This is a genomic window from Leclercia sp. CFBP8987 (genome assembly GCF_034044995.2).
Classification (GTDB): Bacteria; Pseudomonadota; Gammaproteobacteria; order Enterobacterales; family Enterobacteriaceae; genus Enterobacter; species Enterobacter tamurae.
In genome coordinates this window covers 1,857,573-1,875,657 of record NZ_CM188255.1, presented here as the reverse complement: position 1 = coordinate 1,875,657, position 18,085 = coordinate 1,857,573, and the positions used below count along the sequence as shown (strand labels likewise).

The following is an 18,085-nucleotide window of genomic DNA, read 5'->3' as shown; positions in this document are numbered from 1 at the left end:
TGGATATCTTCATCCAGATCGGCAATGTCCGAAACGAGGTTTTTATAGCCATCAGTCTGTTCAAGCGTGTCGCCGATCATGTCGAGATAATCACCGGCTTTCGAGCTGGACTGGCCTGCCGCCCACTCCGTCCAGTCGCCGGTGTTGCCGATACGATCCACCAGGCGCGCACGGTACCACTGACTGACGCCCGCCCGCATCGGGCCATGCTGGTAATGCGTGGCCGGAAACGGCACCAGAGCCAGTAATTGCGGGTTCGCCTTGTCTTCAGTGGTGGCGCGCTGAATCTCGGTGTATGCCGTATCACCTGAGCCATCCGGGAAAGCCCAGGTAATATCGATAGCCCAGACGACATCATCCGTGGCGGCCAGTGCCTGCGGCGTTCCAGGCCTGCCGTTTTTGCCCGTAAGATAGGTGGTGTCAGCATAACCCCACGGCGAGCTTGAATCCTGAGCGTTCAGCGCTCGCACCCGCACGTCATAACTCCCGGTGTAAATCCCCTGCACCGTAAATCCCTGGGCGCTGCTCACCGGAACGTTTATCCAGTCGCCATTATCCTTGCGCCATTGCGCCTGGTACCGGATAGCACCATCCACCCGATCCCAAGAAGCATTCATGGTGGCAACGGTAAGTCCCTGCTCTATGTGGTCGGTTTCGGTGAGGGTGATGTTTTTCGGTGCCGGAAGAACGCTTACCGGCGTGACGGTGACCGGTGCCGGGGTAATGCGCACACCGTCATCGATATAGCGGTATTTATTCGGGTCATGCTGAACTGCGGTGATCGTGAAACCACCGTTGCTGTCGTCGTTCGCCCGGATGGATGTCACACGAAAATACTGGATAGCCAGGTTGTCGCTGTCGATGGCCCACACTGCGCCGGATTCAGGCGGCAGCCTGAAGGGGGTGGTGACCGTCACCGTCTGTTTATCCGCGCTGATGGACGCGATTGTCCGCGTCTGCGCCTTGCCGTCCGGCAGGTTGACCACCAGGCGATCGCCAGCAGCGTAATCAGCGGGACGATCAAGCGTAACGTTCCGCCCGTTTACCGCCCGGATGCGTCCGCCGTTCTGCCTGCCGGCGCGGAACGGGTCCGCGATACCGATAATTTCCGCAGGCAGGGGAATATAACCGTCCAGCCCCACGCCAAATGACACCGTTCCGTCGCGCGCATTAGACAGCAGTGCCCAGCGGCCCCGGCGGTGCGCCTCACTCTGGGATGTGCAGCCAATCGCCGTCATCGACATCTGGTTGACCTTGTACCGCTTCACCAGGTCGGAATCGTAGACACTCTCAACAGTATCGCTGTAATGGTTCTGAGGATCAGACCAGGACACCAGAGCAGACGAGTAGCGGTTTTTGTAGCTGCCGCCGCCGTAGGTAAACAACCCGTCGATCACGTTCGAGGCATGGTAGGTAAAATCAACCTCATCCTGCGGCACATCCGCGCGCACATAAATCTGGTCATTGCCCCAGAAGGTAATCCCCCTGAATATCGCCGCTAAATCGCTGAGAACGGTGTAGGCGTCCTGCTGGCTCTGGATGTAGACATTGCAGGTGAAGCGCGGCTCGGTCCCACCAGCCCCGTTCGACACCTTCTGATCGCAGTACTGCGCAATGGCGTACAACTCCCACTTATCGATCATGGCAGCATCGATGCGGGTACCCATGCCGTAAATCTCATCCAGCACCAGATCGTAAAATACCCAGGCCGGGTTGTTGGTGTAGGCCATTTTGAAGCCACCCGACCAGGTGCCGCTGTAGGTGCGCGTAACCGGATCGTAGGAGTCCGGCACGCGTACCAGTTTCCCCTTCGGCCTGCAGGTCACCTTCGGCGCGCCACTGGTAAACTGGCTGGAGTCGACCTCGATATACAGCAGCGCCGTATTGGGATAGCGTAACTTGCTGTCGATCACCTCAGCAAACGAGAACACCTTGAAGGCGTTTATCAGTTTTGAGTTACCCACGGAATCAGGCGTGATGCGACGCACCCGCACAGCCCAGCCGGTAGTGGCCGCTGGCAGGTCAATACGAATGTCTCGCTGGTATTCCGTGGTTGTCTTTCCGTCGAATTTGCCGTTAACCACCGTCTGCCAGGCAGCACCATCAGTCGAGAGATCGACGGCGTACTCCGTGACCGTCCCGACCATATCGCCGTTGTCTTTATAGGTGTACTGTACGGGCAGGCTCAGCTTAATACGCACGGCATCCAGCATCAGGTTAGAGAACTGGCGTGTCCACGGCGCGGTGGTGGTCACTGTCACGTTTGCCGACATTTCGTTGTCGACCTCAGGCAATCCCTGAATGTAGTCCTGATCCTGAGTGCCCAGGCGAAAATCCCACTTCACGCCGGTGAAGTTGTAGCTGCCGTCGGCGTTCGCCAGCGGGGTGTCGTTTAGGAAGATGTTCTGTGCCGTCAGCTCACCCTGGATTTCACCTTCAGCGATCGCCAGCAACATTTTTAATTTTGCTGTCGACAGCAGGTCATCCGGATGCTCAACAGAAGTGCGCTGTTTAGCGCCACCGCCTTTACGTCCCTGAATAAGGGTTTCATCTTCGAGAAGTCGCATATTTCACCCATAAAAAAAGCCACCCGCAGGTGACCTGTAGCTGACAATAAATTTCACTGCTGGTCGCTGGAGAAGATCCCCGCGCTGATAACTGCCCCGCCGATCTCGCGCTCACCAAAAAACACAGGCACCGGATAACCCACAGCCACGGTGTTCACCGGCGCGCCAAAGGCGTAGTTGGGTTTGTTGTCCGTGCTGGACGAGGCACCGACGTTGTATTTCGGCTGGGGTGTCAGCAGCTGAACAACACCCCCCAGCATCATCGACAGGCCGAGTCCAGTCAGGGCCGTTGTTGTCGCAGTTGCGGCAGCTGTACTCAGACCTATCGCCGTCAGCGAAGCACCCGCGGTAAAATACGCGGCAACGAGAGCCACCGCCCCGATAACGATCTGCAGTACACCTCCGCGCTTTGAGCCTTCAGTAATGGCTGAAATCCGGTACACCGCACCGCCGCGGGTCATGTCGAACTCGTCGAGCCCGATGTTGTGTTTGCCATTGAAGAAAGCGAAACGGATCCCCTTCATATGTCCTTCTGACAGGTAGCGTTTAAAGCCGGGAACCTGGCTGCACATGGCGCGCAGCATCTCGCGCAGATCCTGAACCTGAAATTGGTGTTCGCGCCCGAACTTTTTCGCCATGCGGCCTTCAAGAATGAGTGTCTTCAGCATTCATCAGCTCCCTGTGCCGGACCACACGAACGGTGCGGTCACGGAAATACTTGCCATACGGCACCCGGGCAGAAAGGTTGCCGAAATTATGGTGCAGCATGATATTGTCCTGGTGCTCGTGATGACCAAGGTAAACAGCCGCGTGGTTGGTTACCGGCGCCTGTATACGCATCATGATCATATCGCCGGGACGCATATCAGCCGGGTCCACCTGGATAAAGCCTTCTGCCTCCCAGTTATCGTCGTAGCGATTTTCTCCCTGCTCCCACCACTCGTACGGTACCGAGTAATCGCCCAGGGTAATGCCGTGTTCACGCTGGAACCACTCACGGATCAGCGACCAGCAGTCAGCAAAGCCCAGCACCCAGCGCCGCCCGGCGTAGTCCCGGTCTTCGCGTGGGGCCAGCGTGCAGAAATCACCATCCGGCCAGCTCATGATGCCCCACTCTACTCCGGACCAGTCGCACTGCGCCCTGTCCATTTCGGACGGCATAAGCTGCACCACGTCCGGGTGGGAGTGGATAACCATAATGATTTCTCCCTGCTCCGACGCTGCCAGCTTATCCTCTGGCGAGATCGTGAAGGCCTCAGTGGGCGTTACTGAAATATTGCGGCACGGGATGTACTGCTGCGCCCGCCCGGCCTGCACCACCACGCCGCAAGCCTCGTTCGGATATTCCGCGGCGACGTGGGCGCGGATCGCTTCCATCAGTTTTTTTCGCATGGTTATTTACCCTGAAGGTTTGCCGCCGGGAAGCCGCCGAACGGCAGCGGGTTACCCGTCCCGAACCGCGCTTCGCAGTCCTGCATCTGGCCGCCGCACATATCCAGCGCCGGGTTATCCGTGGGGGTGCCATCCTTGAGAAAATAGCGGTTCCCGTTGTAGTCACATCCGGTGCCGGTGCGGTACCAGCCGCGCGTGCACCAGGTGCAGACCGGCGTGATCTGCCGGGTGGGCAGCTGCAGGTTCTGGATGTCAAAGGGTGAGCACAGTTCAAAGTCGACCTGCACCCGCGTTTCAGCGGTTTTGGCGTTGACGTAAAAAAGCTGCACGCGCTCGTCCGCCGGGCTGGCGTTCGGGTTGCCGGCCGTCCAGTTGGCCGCGTCCAGATACTTCGCCAGCGTGGTGTGGATCTTCACCTTCGCCCTCGCCAGGTCGTCGAACTCGAGGCAAAGCGCAGTCACGTAGTTGCCGACGTTCGACACGGAAAGCGTGGGTGTGGGCTGTGCCCCGGTACTGGACAGCTCCAGGCCTTTCAGCTCGTAAGGGTAAGGGTCATACTGCTGACCCTGCCAGATAATGGCAGGCAGGTTGTCAGCTGCGAATGCAGACCAGCCTGCAGAAGCAATATTGTGGGCATGGAAGCGCAAAATGGTATCCATGCCAAATTCGGTGCCGTCTATTTCAATCAGCTGTACTAGCTGGCCCGGTTCCAGCTGCTGAATATCCTGCGTGAAACTCATATTCACCCCATAAAAAAACCGCCCGGAGGCGGTAAGTCATTCTGGATTTGAAGATAATCAGGGAGCAAAGGACTGCTCGAACGTGAACACTACTGTCGCTTTTTTTCCGGAGGGGAACGAAACACTGAAGGAATCAGCCTTCATCCGATAGAGCTTCTTCTCCCCCCAGGGGTTCGTCCACCAGAACGATTTTGTAATGTGCGACATAAGGAACGCACGCAGCACTGAGGCCTCGCTTCGCGTGCCCGTCCAGTCAAGTTCCCAGACTTCGGACTTGTCATTGATCCCCATCCCGGCGATCTGTTTATACCCGTCGCCAAACTGGGACTGAAGCGTACGGGCGCTTTCCGTTCCACGGGCAGTTTTACGGGTGCCCCAGCTGAATGTGTCTGTCACCGCTACCTCCTTGGGTAAAGTACACCACCCGGCCCCAGTTCCTTTTTAAGCCGGTCAGTGATGGTCTGCTGAACAATGCCCTGAAGCTGCCGCGCCGTTCCAATGGTGTCCGCCTGGCTGGATTCGCCACCCCCCTGCTGACTGACACTGACCGGTGCATAAACGCTGATCCCCCGCATGGCCGCAGCGGGCATATTGCCGCCACCCACCAGTCCGCCGGACGCGTAACCGCGCATCATGCTGTACAGATTCCCCACCCCGATCCGGCTGGTCGCCTCTTTGGTAAAAACGAACTCCCCGCGATGAACCACCCCCGCAGGTTCATATTTACCGCCCGATCCGGTATAGCCACCCCCGGCAAATCCGATAGCCGAACTGACAGCGCCCACGATCCCCACTCCCGCCTGTTTAAGGGCGATTTGCGCCAGCATCGAAAGCGTTGAGCGGGTGAAGTCACTCCACTTTGCTTTACCGGTGGTAAGCATGTCCGCAAGGTTTTGCGTCATTCCGTCAAAGGTGCTGGCGGCTACATTTTTCATCTGGCCGTACGCGTCACCCGCAGAATCGGCGTAATCAGCCCAGGCGGATTTCCCACCAGACATCCAGTCACCGCGCATTTTATCCTGTTCCTGATAATATCCCTGTAGCGCCTGAAGCTCTTTCTGGTAGCCCTGATCTTTTTCAGATCCGCCGCCATTTTTCCAGCTCTGTAGTATCTGAGCCTCTTCATTACGGCGCTGTGCAGCACGACTACTCATCCCCGCGCTTTCCGCCAGCGCCCGGGTTTTCTCACCCATCTGGGTAACGTATTTTTGCGATGTATCCTGCAGACGGTTGAGGCGCTCCTGCGTGACGATCTGGTCACCCAGTTTTGCATTGATTTCAGCCTGAGCGAGCACCTTATCCTTGCTGGCGAGCAGGGACTTTTCATCTTCGGTCAGCGCCCTGGTTCTGGCTGCCTGCTCAAGGACCGTAAATCTGGCCTGTTCTTTCCACAACTGCTGGCGCTGCTGGCTGATCATGTCATTGATATCACTGTGCTGACGCAAAACCTCAAGCTGCGTCTGCAACTCCAGTGTCTGCGCACTGGTACTGTCGGTGAGCTTAGCGCCTCCAGGCGTCCTGCCTTTCGTCGGTTTTTTCAGGGAGTCCTCATATTCCTTTTTGGCCGCCGCCATGTTGATGTTGTAATCCGCCTGCAGGATCCGCCCATCTTTCAGAGCCTTATTCAGCTCATTCTGTCGTGAAGTGTATTTCTCCAGCGCTGACTGCGTTTTAGCGTAATTAGACTGCGCCTGTGCTGCATATTTCTGACGATCAGATTCCGCTACCGCTTCGCGGGAGGCATTCGCCTCATTCGCTTTGGAAATCCCCGCCTGTTGCTGCGCCATGTCCAGCGTCAGCCTGGCCGTTTCGCGGTCATTCCAGAACCGCGCACGTGCTTCATCATTTACATAACGGTCATCCTTTCGCAGGTTCCAGATTTCATCGGCCTTTTTGAAAGCGGCTTCTGCTTTTGTCACCATTTCCTGCGCGGTATCAGGCCGACCGACATCAAGCGCCGCATCCCACATCGACTTAAACGCGCGTTTCAGCGTATCGGCAGCAGTTTCAATCGACCCCATATTGTCGCGAATGGATTTGGTCTGATCGTTGAATCCGGCGGTGGCCGCGTCGTTTGCCGCCTTAAGTGCCCCGGCTTCATTACCGGCACGCTGCAACTGGGCAACATGTGCGATTTGCTCGGCGGTGACGTTGTGAAATTGCTGGGCCATTGCAATGAGCCCGGATGTCGGGTCAGTTGTCAGCTTGCCATACGCAGCGGCAACCTTATCGACTGGTACACCCGATGCTTCGGTGAAGCGGGCCACGGCCTGACTCATGTCATCAAAATGGGCACCGGCACGCACTCCGGCGTTGATCAGCTCCGTCAGTGCCTTGCTCGTCTGATTAAACGTAAGTCCGGCGGACTGGCCGCTTCGCGCAAGCGTGAGCATCCGATCGGCAGTCAGCCCCGCAGTGTTACCGGAGAGGACCAGTGTTTTGTTGAAATCGGATAATGTGGACGAGCCGGCATACCAGGTATATAACAGCGCCCCCGTCGCGGACGAAAGTGCACCAATACCAAGCATAACTGGCGAGATAGAACCCAACAGCGCACGAAACGTTGGAATAACACCGCCAAAGGAATCTTTTACCTGTCCACCCTGCTGGAGCAAAATAAGCCAGGGGTTCTGGCCACCTGCCAGCTGCGTTGCCACATCAGTAAACTGCGCCGGGAGCATGCGCATCGCCGCGGTATACTGACCGACAGAGATGCCTGCCTTGCGGGCAGCGCTCTCCTGGCGGCTGAATGACTGCTGGATCCGCAAAGCTGAATCGTTCGCCGCGTCCCCCGTTTGCCTGAATTCTTTTTTGACGTAGTTGATCTGCTCGTTAAATTTCGTCGAGTTGACGTCAAGATTAACGACCAGATCACCGACTGCCGTCTGGGCCATAGCGTATACCTCCAGAAATACCTTCCGCCTTCGCCATCAGCGCATCGTCGTCCGTCTCTGCTACCTCAATGGATTCAGATGCAGGTGAAAGAATGCTGAAGCTGGCAGGCGTCAGCTCCGGATCGGCAAAAAACAGGGTTGAAATGGTGTAGAGCAGGCCGGAGAAGTGGGCGTCCAGCTGCGCATCATGAAAGAAGTTATCCTGGTAGAAGATTTTCCAGTCGCCATACTCCGTAGAGGACATGCCAGCAAGCATGGCGCGCCAGTCAGGGCGACTGAACTCACGCGCCAGTTTCAGGACGAACGTCAGCTCACTGGCGAGGGCTTTTCCGCAGTTACGAGTTCCGCAGGATCGCTAATCTCTCCCTCCGGGCTCTCTGACTGCGGCTCAATCATGCCGGAGAGGAGTTTCACCTTAAAATCCGCCTCTGCAATAAGCTCCGTCGGCCAGGTCTGCAGGACTTCATCCTGAATTTTCGATACTTCCGCTGGCGCGCCCTCAGGAAGCGTACCTTTCAGCGCATGACCATGCCAGAGCGACAACGCCACCAGGTAAGCACCATTTTTGACGGTGAGAGTGATAGCGGTCTGGAAATCACCTTCTTCAACCGCTTCCAGCTTTTTCAGGTACTCAAGGTGTTCAATGCGCTGCAGCGCGGACAGCTGGTACAGCGTCACGCTGCTGCCGTTATGCTCGAGCAGTTCAGTTTTAAGAAACATATTTACTCCGGAGTACGGGGCTCACGCCCCGGGATTCAGGAAACGGTCACCTTGCAGATTGCCGCAAAGTTACCGCTATTGGTCATGACAATAATTTCAACGGTGCCCGCCGCCACGCCGGTGACGGTCAGCGTTGAACCACTGACCGTCACTGTTGCTTTCGACGGATCAGAAGTCGCCACGCGGAAGGAAGCATCTGAAGCGCTGGCTGGCAGGACCGTCACTGCCAGTTGCGTGGTCGCACCGACAGCAACCACTGCAGTGGATTTATCCAGGCTGATACCCGTCACGCCAATTACCGCAGTACCGCTGTCTTCTGCCAGTGAGGGTTTGCCGTTATTGGTGATCTTTGCCGTTCGGGTCATAACTTCTTTAGCCGAAACGGTCTTTCCAAGGCTGCTCACCCAACCTTTAAAGACATCGACGGCGCCATTCGGGTACTTGATTTTGTATCCTTTAACCGTGCCGTCATCGAACCAGTTCACCAGGTCCTGCTGACCGCTTTCACCCGGCAGCCATGCCAGAGTAAAACTCGTGTCGCCTGCTGATTTCTGACCCTGCATGGATGAAGCCCAGTCGGCGTTGTCGTCATCGATATAGGTGTCGTCCTCTGACTCGGCGGTGAGTTCGCCTGGCTGCAGATCCTTGATCTTTGCCAGACGCAGCCAGTTAACATCCGAAAGGGGACTGGCGTAGGGATCGCCGCTTCCGGTGTAAATCCAGAGGGTGGTGCCGGCCCCTTTCGTCGGTGCCAGCGGGTTAGGTGTGGTCATACCGTCCTCACATTTCGTAGGTGATGGAATATTTCAGATCGGCTGAACTCCAGAGTCCGATATCATCATCGCGCTGGTAGTCATAGCCCTGCTGCACCATGTTGGTGATAAGGGATGCAAGCCCCGGGATCTCCGACAGAACCGGGTAAACACGCGCTTCCATCCATTTATCCAGCTCCGAATCAGGCACCTGGGCAGGAAGAAAGACTTCAACATGAAGAGTGGCCTGCCAGACATCGGCATCCAGTTCTTCCCCGGTGTACTCCGCGTCGGTGAGATAAACGGCGACGGCCGGGAAATCTCCCTCTTCGAGCACTGCTGGCCTGCCGTCAAAATAAATGGCGTCAGTACCAATCGCGCTTTCCAGCGCGTCAAGAATCAACTGTCGGATATCACTGTGTTTCATTTTGTCAGAATCAACCTGAGTTGGTTTGTAAGGGATGCCCGGAGCTCTTTGGGCATATCCGAGTCCATGAGCTTCGGCAGCTCAGCTTTAAATGCCGTGGTTAAAGGGGCTGCCAGAGGAATGCTGACCACTTCGATCGGATAACGGGGCTTTGCTGTTCGCCTCATGACGTGCCAGCGACCATTTTTAAGCTGCTGAATGAATCCGCCCGGGAAACGGAACGGTCCAATGCGCAGCACGCTGTTGGCCCCTTTCTTATCCCGTTTTTTGCGGGAAAGGCGCACGCTGGCGGTACCGAGTTTTATGGCCGGTAAATTGCCACGGTTTACACGGATAAGCGCGCGGGGTTTATTAACCGTCGCACGTCTCAGCCTGGCGCGTTGCTTTACTAGTTTTCGCGGTACGCGGGTATCTTTCGACACGACTGCCACGCTGCGGCTGACGGCCCGGTTTGCCACGCGGTTAACGGCCTGTGCCGACGCACGCGGGACAGCCGTTTTGCTGATGCTGTTGAGATTCTCTATCGCCTGCTCAAGGCCTTTAATGGACATGCAGCCTCCTTAACGACGGCGGGTACCGGCGGGCGGGCTCCCGTTACCCAGCCAGATATGGCAGGATCCACAATCGTCAGGGCCAATTCGCTCAACCCAGAAAGCCCGCCCGTTAATCATCAGGGTGTCCATGCGTTCCAGCTGGTGAACAGTGGCGGTTTCCACGAACAGGGTCGGACTGGTACCTTCAACCCGAATCCCTACACTGGCATAACCAATATTCTCTGGATCATCGAAAACGCCCATCAGGGTGACACCTGACAAAGCGCCTGACATCACCTTTGCCTTTGCGCCCATCACACTGCGGATAGCGCCATCCGCTCGCGACATGGCCTCGTCAAAGAGATTATCGAAATCAGCCATGCGGTCCCCTTCAGACTTCTCTGGCCAGCCCCTTTGCGATCAGCTCGTCTGCATCCTGTTCGGATACGCGAATGATCACGCCGGGCTCAACGATGGAGACCGGTTCGTTACGCGTGGCATGCAGCGCGTCAATATGCAGGGTTGCCAGCGTTTCTACTGTTACCCGGTCATCGGTTGTGGTCGCTTTCGTTTTTTCTTTCACCGCATCAGCAATATCACCGTCGGTGCTGTCGGTGCTGTCGGTGCTGTCGGTGCTGCCGGAAGCATTCTCCTCTCCATTTTCACCGTCAACCGAACCGGCATCTCCATCCAGCTCCTCTTCAAGCTCAGCAATACGCATCGACAGCTCCTGGATGGTGCCGCTGGTATTCACGTCACGGCCCAGCATTTTGCCCAGCTCTTTCAGCCGGGCGATGAGTGTCTCTTTTTCAGTCATGGAAGCTACTCCGAAAAATTGGCCCCGAAGGGCCACCGGGTGGAAGTTACGCGAGTTTGACGGACACAAACTCGTCCGCGTCTGCCAGCAGCATCAGCGGCGCGGACTGGATCATGGTGAATTCACGGGCCGGGTCACCGGTCTGCACCCAGTTTTTTGGATAGCGTGCAGAGGCGTTAATGCCCTCGCGCTGCGCGTCCACATCCTGGATACAGCCATAGGTCCGCAGACCGCGCGCCTGTGTGTTACCCAGTACCATAGTGTTATCTGGCAGGTAATTCTTCTGCACACCCCCTTCAACGTACTGACCGGCATACACGACGATTGCCACATCGCCGTACATACCTTTGTAGGAAACCGCCTGACCGAGATCCTTGAGTGCGGTTTCCAGCTCGGAGTTAGAGCCGCGGCGGGTATCCAGCTTGTCTTTGACGGCCTTAAAGGAGCGGAACAGTGACCAGCCCTTTGGATCGAACACGATGATGTTGACCACGCCACTGGCATTCACCGCATACGTCTCGATGTCATCGGTCGGATCATAGGTTTCTTTGTCCCGGCTGGACCACGCCGCAGCACCCACCTGAACAATGTTGTTTCTGGCGCTGCGCTGCATATCCACCTCCACCGGCTCGAACGCCTCCCCAGTCATGGTATATTTACCGCTAAGAACGGCGGATACGGCCTGCATTTCTTCGACCTGCGCAATCGCCAGCTCTTCATCTTTCATGTTCTGCAGAATAATGCGGCGGCGGCGATAGGCCGGATCAGCCAGGTTCTGTGGATCTTCATCCGGCAGGCGTCGCAGGGTCATCTGCGGGTTTACTTCGTGCTTGGGCTTAACATAACCAGGCGTGAATTCTGAAGTTGTACCGCCGCGGGAGCGGATGACCTTGCCGGAAATAACAGGCGAGACATAGAGCGCCATGTTAACCAGGCCCGGGATTTGCGACAGGTACACCTTCTCAGTGCTGAAGGGATAGCTTTCGCGGAAAAAAATGCGAAGGAAAAGCGGATCGAACTTAAATTTCTTCTCATTGACCGCCAGCAACTGGGCAGTGGTATAAATTGACATAGATTTTTCCCGTAAAAAAAGCCGCACAGGCGGCTTTTATGGATGAAAGTGAGTGTTAATAAAGGGTTTAGATGATGCTGACGGCCGTGCCGGTAAACGCATTACGCTTGATATGCTCATCTGTCACAGCTGAAGGCCAGAGAACATCTTCAATGCGGAATGAACCGGATTTATAAAATGCCAGCTCCACGCTGCTCTGGTCCGCCGCTACGGCAAGAATACCGCATGCCGCGCCAGCGTGAGCGCCGTCCCAGACCGTTAACTTGCCAGTGGCGGCATCCAGCATGAGTGGTGTCATGGCCGGCGTGGAGGCTGTCAGTTCGCCAGGTGCATATGCAGTGTGTGCCGGGTCACTGTTGCCGAGCGGCTGTAAATGGGTAAAAACTTCAGTCGTTGCCATAAGAGCCTCTTAAACGGGGGTGTTTAACAAATCGTCACCTGCTTCTGCAGATGCATTACCTGACGACAACGCACCAGGTGCTGTTTCCATCAGGCGATCCAGTGCCGTATCGGAACGCGCCTGGGCACTTTGCGGTGCCGCGGCCAGAATGCGCTGTGCGCTTTCGACCGTCATACCCGGCGTTTCGGCCAGTGCACGCGCCTGTGACTCACGTCCTTTCGCCTCTTCGCAGTTCAGGATCCCCATGATTCGGCCATTTTCGGCACTCACCGCTGCGGCGACCTGGGCACTGACCTCTGCCGGGGAAGCAACAACTGCAGCAGCGGATTCGACAGTATTTGTCTGTTCTGCTGACGCGGTTGCTTGAATAGCATCCGCAGCTGCGGCTGATGCGGTGGTTACTTTTTCCATATTTCCTCCAGGGGAGATTGTTTTTCGTTTGTTAAGTGACTCGCGCATCACGTTCAGCGCGTCAGTGTTATTGACCAGCTCTTCAGCCAGACCGGCATCCACCGATTCCTGACCGGAAAATACAGCCGCTTCGGTATCCAACACGGACTGCACGGACATGCCCGTATAAGCGGCAACCTTTTCGGCAAACATCCGGCGCGTGGCGTCGATCCGCGTCTGAAAATCATCGCGAACGTCTTTCGGTAGTTTTTCGTAAGGGTTGCCATCAACCTTGTGATCTCCGCTGTAAATCAGGGTCACCTCGACGCCCTGCGTTTTCAGGGCAGCGCCGTAGTTGCTGTGCGCCATCATCACGCCGATTGAGCCCGTACGCGCGGTTTGGGTGACCAGACGGCGGGAAGCGGCGCTGGCGATAAGTTGCCCGGCGCTGCAGTTCATATCGTTTGCCAGCGCCCAGATGGGCTTGATATCGCGCATCCGTGCAATAATGTCGGCGCAGTCGAATGCACCGGACACCATCCCGCCAGGCGTATCCATATCGAGGAGAATGCCGTCAACGCCGGGATCGCTCATGGCCTGCTGCAGGCGGGCAATGATCCCGTTGTATCCCGTCATGCCGGAATAAGGCTGCAGCGAACGGGTTTTACTGACCAGCGTGCCGGAAACGGGCAGCACCGCGATACCGTTCGTTATCTGGTAACTACGCGACGGCCGGGGCACCATCTCCTCATCATCACCAAAGAGCGCCAGCGGTTCGGCAATCTGCTCAGCACCAGGCGTTGCGCCAGACACCGTATCCGTCAGTCGGGTGATCCCCAACTGGCCTGCCAGCGCGCAAAAGAAAACCCGCGCATAGGCGGGTTCAAGCATCAGCGGCTCATTAAAGGCCATGCTGGCAATATGCGGGAGATTACGCAGTTCTGGCGTCATCTTTATCCTCCTCGTTTGATTTTTTCAGCCCGGATTCAAAAGCGGCTGCCGCCCAGGCCGGGGGTTTAAGACCCGCGCTCCGGCGCTCCATAGTTTCACGTACCTGCTGAGAAAATATTTCCTGATAGTCATCTCCGCGTTTGGCGCACTCCTTCTCATAGGTGCTGAGGCCGGCCTCGATCAGCATTACAGCCTCCTGCACCTCCTTCAGGCCATCAATAGCCATGCGCCCCGAGCCGATCCAGTTTGCGTTACCCCATGAAGTTCTCGCTTCCTGGAAGCTGAACCTGGCTTTGGATGGGAGCGTGACAACCCGGCGCGCAATCGCCTCTTCCATCCAGCAGACAAACATCTGACAGGCCTGCCGGGCTGCTACGAACTTGCGTCGACCCATAAAGAACGCCCAGGATTCATTGGCGCTGGCGCGTGCGGTGGAGTAACTCATCTGGGAATAGTTACGCGAGAGCTGCTCGTATGACACCCCCAGCCCGGCGGCGATATAGCGCAGCAGTGACTGCTCAAATGTTGAATAACCGTTATCCGTATCCTGTGCTGACTGCAGATTCAGTGAATCACCAGGCATCAGGTGCGGGACTTTGGCACCACCGAGCCGAACCGGCGCCGCGGTGTAATACGATGCCATTTCACCCAGCCAGCCTGTCATTTTGCTTTGCTGGTCTTTACTGTCAGAGCCGAGAATAAAGTCCATCGCCGTCTGCGTATCCAGTTCGCTTTCAATGGTGGCCGCATACATCGCTTTCACGATCGCACTCTGCAGTTGCGTATTTTGCAGGGTGTCGAGCATCTTCATCTGCTCCATCACGCTGTAAAACACGTTGGCACCGCGCGTTTGCCCGTCTTCAAGCGGCTCGAACACATGGATAAACGATGGTCTGCCCCCATGGAGTTCGCGGGGAATATACGTCCATTTCTGCGCCATCCAGCCCGGATAACCATCCTCGCTTACGTAGTAGCCCAGCGCCGCACCAGCATCGTTTATGCTGACACCGGCGCGGCAGTTCCGGGTGTCCCCCATGTTATTGGGATTGCTGACGCGCTTCGGACTGACCATCTTGAATTGCGTGCGGAAAAGCCGCGTTGAATCACTGTCCCAGGTGGGCTGCACGAACAACTCACCGTTGAATGCGTGCGTCGCGACCCCCTCACGGATCATCATCGTAAACGTTCGCTTGCGCTCGGCATCAATCCCGCAAAAGTCATCTTCAGCATACTCATACCAGGCGGCTTCCACCTCCCTGGCAAACGCGCGGCACTCCTCTTCTTTAATACCGAGATAACGCCAGCTCGGGCAGTAACTCAGTCTGAAAAATGACCCAACGATGTGATCCTGGTGAAGTTGTACGGCGTTTGCTGCGTAGCCGTTATTTCGTACAAGATCGTCAGCACGGGCGTTTCCACGTGATAAATGAGGCAGGAGCGCCGCATCAGCACTTTCGATGGGCGGATTCCAGGAGCGCAACTGGCCGCCAAATCCGCCGTCACCGCCGTGATACCCGGCATATTCGCGCAGGGATGTTTTACCGTCTGGGCCCACTAAAGCTGGTAATTTCATACATAAAACCCTGCCGGTCCCCGGCGCCGTGAAGTGGAGCCAACCTGAGATTCGAGGTCAGCAATGTATTTTTTCAGCTCGCTGACTGAGGTAGCTGTAAATTCCACCCTTCGACCATCTTTCTGTACCGTTGCCACCCGTTTACCCATCATGAGGTCATGTAATGCAGTGCGTGCTGCCTCCAGAACAGCCTGTGTCGCCATTATTCTTCTCCGGATAATGCCCGGGCGTAATCCGCCAGGGTTTTGTGATTTTTACGCCCGCTGTCTTCCTCCAGCAGACTTGCCAGAAGAGAATCGAGATTAAGCTGCCATCGCGAAATGCTGATCCGCAGGGCTGCAAGTGCATAGACAAAGCAGTCGAGCGCCTCATTTCGTCGCTTTTTGCTGTCCCAGACGATCTTTTTCTTACCGTCTACCCACTTTTCGACCTGCTCCTCAGCTGTCAGCTGCTGAGCTTCGGCTAAATCATAGATTTCAGGGTTATTAGGGAAATGCACTGCCCCGGCGAGGGGTTCACCGGCCTCTGGCACGAGGGTGAAACGGTTATAGATTTGCTCTTTAGCCGTGTCGGTGCCCACTTCCGTGAGATAAACACCGTTTTTGTTGCGTTTGCGCGGCATGCTGGCAACGGGTTTACCGTAGACAGATGCCCCTTTAATGGGTATCAGGCGGAACAGGCCATGCTTTTTCGAGCGGTTGTAAACGATGGTCGGATCGATACCGCCGATATCCCAGCAGATGCGTGAAACCGACATTTCCACCCCATTTTGCCGGGTATATGTCCGGTTGATAGCCTCATCAATCCGAAGCAGAGTAGCTTCATCGTCATGACGGCCCATGATGATCTGCCTGTCGATAAGCCAGCTTTCTTCGCCGGGCCCCCAGCCCCAGACCCGCATTTCATAACGGTCAAGCTGGGAGTCAATACCGGCTGTCAGGTAGGCCACCCGCTCCGGTACCGCGGCACCAAAGTGCTCCTTACGTTCGGCCATTACGTCTGCATCGGGGCGGTCACCAATTTTCGGCTCCCATGTTTCGCCAAGCGTGGTATTCACGAAAGTCTTGCGCTTGCCGGTATCCCCTTTTGTCTTAATCCAGTCTTTGACGATTTGCACCCAGGTCGTGAAAGGACTGTAGGCAGTCCAGATATGAAAAGTGACGCTGTCAGGTGGATCAATTTCGGTACCGGATGATGAAAACCAGCACAAGCCGTCCCGTGTCCAGATCCCCGTCTCCCCGCAAAGATAACGGGCCTGCGCAAAATCGAGCTCCTGCTGCTTAATCACACAGGCGTTATGCTCGCAAAGGTAAAACACACTGGCAGGCTCACCCGGCGTCCACTTGAAGCCGAACGGCGTCTCTTTATCGCCGAATTTCAGATACTGCTCTTCCCCGCAATGCGGGCAGGGAACGTGGAACCGCAAAAAATGCTGCGACTCTTTCGCGGCACGCTCAATCTGGCAGGTGCCCCTGACTTTTGGCGTGGATCCGCGGATGGACTTGGGCCAGACCGAGCCTTCAATTCGTTTATCACCCAGAAAGGTTGGAGAGCCTTCTTTCTCTATGTCCTCATCGAAGGCAGCCAGCTCGTCATAGCCCGCCACATCGACGGATTTCTCGCGATAGTTTTTTGCGGCCTTCCCCCCCAGACACCAGAATCCACGCCCGTTTGAAAAACGCTTCATACTGAGGGTATTGTCCCGGTGTTTTTTGCCATACCAGGGAGCCAGCGCCAGCAAGGTGGGAATATCACGGATTGTCGGCTCGACATGCGACTTCATAAAGTTCTCGGCATCGCCGTCAGTCGGCAACCAGATAAGAGAGTTTCGCTGCTTATGCTGGATGAAATACGCATAAACCCCGAGCAGCATCTTTGAATAGCCAACACGGGCAGATTTCACGACATTCACTTCACGGATATAGTCGTTGCCCATGGCATTCATGATCGCACGCTGGAAGGGTAAGGTTTCCCAGCGTCCCTCCTGATAAGCAGACTCTTTCGGGAGGTAATAGTTATCGTCTGCCCATTCAACGGCAGTCATTGGCAGGGGTCTGACCAGAACAGAGAGCCCTTCCCTTACCGCATGAACAAAGTTATTCATCTGTATTTCTGTAATACTCATCCGCAAACTCCTGCATCCTCTCCGCAGACTCAACGCATTTATTAGCTCCCTTTGCAACCAGCTCTTTGAGATAAGCCAGCTGGCGATCATTTAATTCAGGGAATCGTCTCTGCATCGAAAGCGGAATGCTGTCCAGAACGGATGCCAGCTCCCCGGCCAGGCGAGATAGCGCAAAAATGGAGAAGGCCGTATCAATCACCTTATGCTCAGCTATCTGATTTTTTAAACGCTGCGCGATCGCCTGTTCAGAAGTCAGCTCAATTCTGGCAACCAGCAACGCCTCTTCATGATCATCATCGCTGCCATCATCCGTACGTGAGTAGCGGTTACGTTGAAGATAAGAAAGATAGAAATAGCGCCACTCATCTATGTCGAGTTCACCGCGTTTCTTTGAAACTGGCGCACCCGGTAGTTTTTGCAATCTGCGCAACTGCCGTTCCGTCAGGCGTAAATGTTCCGCCACCTCCACCTGAGTTGCCACAAGTCACCTCATCTGTTCCTGATCTGCTCTCCCACCTAAAAGACGGTCTCATCCGGTAAAATGAACAAAAAACGCATGTCCGGTTCTAGGAAATCATATTTTATTAATTTTCAATCAATTAGTTCCTTAACGAACCGGACATTACTTCTGGGAAATTTTCATAAATAGCGAGAATCTGCGAGGTCGCCGCCCCGTACCAAGCCGATATGCCGGAAAGGACCCGCAAACGATAATAAATATCAATTGCATTG

Annotated in this window: 18 protein-coding genes and 2 pseudogenes; all 20 read right to left on the bottom strand. The window is 55.8% G+C overall.

Going from position 1 to position 18,085, the window contains the following annotated elements:
- Positions 1-103: 103 nt before the first annotated feature.
- Positions 104-2,567 (bottom strand): annotated as a pseudogene (locus SOM40_RS08945) (TipJ family phage tail tip protein); the annotation flags it as partial.
- Between the two features lie 53 nt (positions 2,568-2,620).
- Positions 2,621-3,235 (bottom strand): tail assembly protein, encoded by a 615-nt coding sequence (locus tag SOM40_RS08940; protein ID WP_320457034.1) that lies wholly within the window; start codon positions 3,233-3,235, stop codon positions 2,621-2,623.
- Entirely contained in the window at positions 3,213-3,959 is a 747-nt protein-coding gene (locus SOM40_RS08935) for a C40 family peptidase (RefSeq protein ID WP_320457035.1), read from the bottom strand. The genes SOM40_RS08940 and SOM40_RS08935 overlap by 23 nt, the downstream gene beginning before the upstream one ends.
- 2 nt (positions 3,960-3,961) lie before the next feature.
- Positions 3,962-4,699, bottom strand: coding sequence for a phage minor tail protein L (locus tag SOM40_RS08930; RefSeq protein WP_320457036.1), 738 nt, complete (start codon positions 4,697-4,699; stop codon positions 3,962-3,964).
- A gap of 57 nt (positions 4,700-4,756) precedes the next feature.
- A complete protein-coding gene (locus tag SOM40_RS08925; RefSeq protein ID WP_320457037.1) occupies positions 4,757-5,095 on the bottom strand; it encodes a phage tail protein in 339 nt (112 codons plus the stop codon).
- 2 nt (positions 5,096-5,097) lie between these two features.
- Complete coding sequence (locus tag SOM40_RS08920) at positions 5,098-7,593, bottom strand: phage tail tape measure protein (protein ID WP_320457038.1); 2,496 nt, start codon at positions 7,591-7,593, stop codon at positions 5,098-5,100.
- Positions 7,577-7,903, bottom strand: a pseudogene (locus SOM40_RS08915) (phage tail assembly protein T); the annotation flags it as partial. The gene SOM40_RS08920 and the pseudogene SOM40_RS08915, both read right to left, overlap by 17 nt.
- Positions 7,900-8,313 (bottom strand): phage tail assembly chaperone G, encoded by a 414-nt coding sequence (gene gpG / locus SOM40_RS08910; protein WP_320457039.1) that lies wholly within the window; start codon positions 8,311-8,313, stop codon positions 7,900-7,902. The gene gpG and the pseudogene SOM40_RS08915, both read right to left, overlap by 4 nt.
- 35 nt (positions 8,314-8,348) lie before the next feature.
- Entirely contained in the window at positions 8,349-9,086 is a 738-nt protein-coding gene (locus tag SOM40_RS08905; RefSeq protein WP_320457040.1) for a phage tail protein, read from the bottom strand.
- A 7-nt stretch (positions 9,087-9,093) separates the two neighbouring features.
- Positions 9,094-9,492 (bottom strand): phage minor tail U family protein, encoded by a 399-nt coding sequence (locus tag SOM40_RS08900; protein WP_320457041.1) that lies wholly within the window; start codon positions 9,490-9,492, stop codon positions 9,094-9,096.
- On the bottom strand, positions 9,489-10,043 hold the full coding sequence (locus SOM40_RS08895) for a phage tail protein (RefSeq protein ID WP_320457042.1): 555 nt from the start codon (positions 10,041-10,043) through the stop codon (positions 9,489-9,491). Before SOM40_RS08895 ends, SOM40_RS08900 begins: the two co-directional genes overlap by 4 nt.
- 9 nt (positions 10,044-10,052) lie before the next feature.
- On the bottom strand, positions 10,053-10,406 hold the full coding sequence (locus SOM40_RS08890; RefSeq protein WP_320457043.1) for a head-tail joining protein: 354 nt from the start codon (positions 10,404-10,406) through the stop codon (positions 10,053-10,055).
- Positions 10,407-10,416: 10 nt separating this feature from the next.
- Entirely contained in the window at positions 10,417-10,842 is a 426-nt protein-coding gene (gpFI, locus tag SOM40_RS08885) for a DNA-packaging protein FI (RefSeq protein ID WP_320457044.1), read from the bottom strand.
- 46 nt (positions 10,843-10,888) lie between these two features.
- Positions 10,889-11,914: a major capsid protein gene (locus SOM40_RS08880; protein ID WP_320457045.1), complete on the bottom strand. Its 1,026-nt coding sequence runs from the start codon at positions 11,912-11,914 to the stop codon at positions 10,889-10,891.
- Between the two features lie 67 nt (positions 11,915-11,981).
- Entirely contained in the window at positions 11,982-12,314 is a 333-nt protein-coding gene (locus SOM40_RS08875; protein ID WP_262673243.1) for a head decoration protein, read from the bottom strand.
- Positions 12,315-12,323: 9 nt separating this feature from the next.
- Complete coding sequence (locus tag SOM40_RS08870; protein ID WP_320457046.1) at positions 12,324-13,655, bottom strand: S49 family peptidase; 1,332 nt, start codon at positions 13,653-13,655, stop codon at positions 12,324-12,326.
- Positions 13,636-15,228: a phage portal protein gene (locus tag SOM40_RS08865; protein WP_320457047.1), complete on the bottom strand. Its 1,593-nt coding sequence runs from the start codon at positions 15,226-15,228 to the stop codon at positions 13,636-13,638. The genes SOM40_RS08870 and SOM40_RS08865 overlap by 20 nt, the downstream gene beginning before the upstream one ends.
- On the bottom strand, positions 15,225-15,431 hold the full coding sequence (locus SOM40_RS08860; RefSeq protein WP_320457048.1) for a phage head-tail joining protein: 207 nt from the start codon (positions 15,429-15,431) through the stop codon (positions 15,225-15,227). Before SOM40_RS08860 ends, SOM40_RS08865 begins: the two co-directional genes overlap by 4 nt.
- Positions 15,431-17,353, bottom strand: a complete 1,923-nt coding sequence (locus SOM40_RS08855) for a phage terminase large subunit family protein (protein ID WP_320457049.1) — start codon at positions 17,351-17,353, stop codon at positions 15,431-15,433. Before SOM40_RS08855 ends, SOM40_RS08860 begins: the two co-directional genes overlap by 1 nt.
- Positions 17,325-17,834 carry a terminase small subunit gene (locus tag SOM40_RS08850; RefSeq protein ID WP_166182180.1) on the bottom strand — a complete coding sequence of 170 codons (510 nt, stop codon included), beginning with the start codon at positions 17,832-17,834 and terminating at the stop codon, positions 17,325-17,327. Before SOM40_RS08850 ends, SOM40_RS08855 begins: the two co-directional genes overlap by 29 nt.
- Positions 17,835-18,085: the final 251 nt, after the last annotated feature.

Coding starts and splice junctions, on each gene's coding strand:
- SOM40_RS08940 (WP_320457034.1), bottom strand. CDS start 3,235: ATGCTGAAGACACTCATTCTTGAAGGCCGCATGGCGAAAAAGTTCGGG.
- SOM40_RS08935 (WP_320457035.1), bottom strand. CDS start 3,959: ATGCGAAAAAAACTGATGGAAGCGATCCGCGCCCACGTCGCCGCGGAA.
- SOM40_RS08930 (WP_320457036.1), bottom strand. CDS start 4,699: ATGAGTTTCACGCAGGATATTCAGCAGCTGGAACCGGGCCAGCTAGTA.
- SOM40_RS08920 (WP_320457038.1), bottom strand. CDS start 7,593: ATGGCCCAGACGGCAGTCGGTGATCTGGTCGTTAATCTTGACGTCAAC.
- gpG (WP_320457039.1), bottom strand. CDS start 8,313: ATGTTTCTTAAAACTGAACTGCTCGAGCATAACGGCAGCAGCGTGACG.
- SOM40_RS08905 (WP_320457040.1), bottom strand. CDS start 9,086: ATGACCACACCTAACCCGCTGGCACCGACGAAAGGGGCCGGCACCACC.
- SOM40_RS08900 (WP_320457041.1), bottom strand. CDS start 9,492: ATGAAACACAGTGATATCCGACAGTTGATTCTTGACGCGCTGGAAAGC.
- SOM40_RS08895 (WP_320457042.1), bottom strand. CDS start 10,043: ATGTCCATTAAAGGCCTTGAGCAGGCGATAGAGAATCTCAACAGCATC.
- SOM40_RS08890 (WP_320457043.1), bottom strand. CDS start 10,406: ATGGCTGATTTCGATAATCTCTTTGACGAGGCCATGTCGCGAGCGGAT.
- gpFI (WP_320457044.1), bottom strand. CDS start 10,842: ATGACTGAAAAAGAGACACTCATCGCCCGGCTGAAAGAGCTGGGCAAA.
- SOM40_RS08880 (WP_320457045.1), bottom strand. CDS start 11,914: ATGTCAATTTATACCACTGCCCAGTTGCTGGCGGTCAATGAGAAGAAA.
- SOM40_RS08875 (WP_262673243.1), bottom strand. CDS start 12,314: ATGGCAACGACTGAAGTTTTTACCCATTTACAGCCGCTCGGCAACAGT.
- SOM40_RS08870 (WP_320457046.1), bottom strand. CDS start 13,655: ATGACGCCAGAACTGCGTAATCTCCCGCATATTGCCAGCATGGCCTTT.
- SOM40_RS08865 (WP_320457047.1), bottom strand. CDS start 15,228: ATGAAATTACCAGCTTTAGTGGGCCCAGACGGTAAAACATCCCTGCGC.
- SOM40_RS08860 (WP_320457048.1), bottom strand. CDS start 15,431: ATGGCGACACAGGCTGTTCTGGAGGCAGCACGCACTGCATTACATGAC.
- SOM40_RS08855 (WP_320457049.1), bottom strand. CDS start 17,353: ATGAGTATTACAGAAATACAGATGAATAACTTTGTTCATGCGGTAAGG.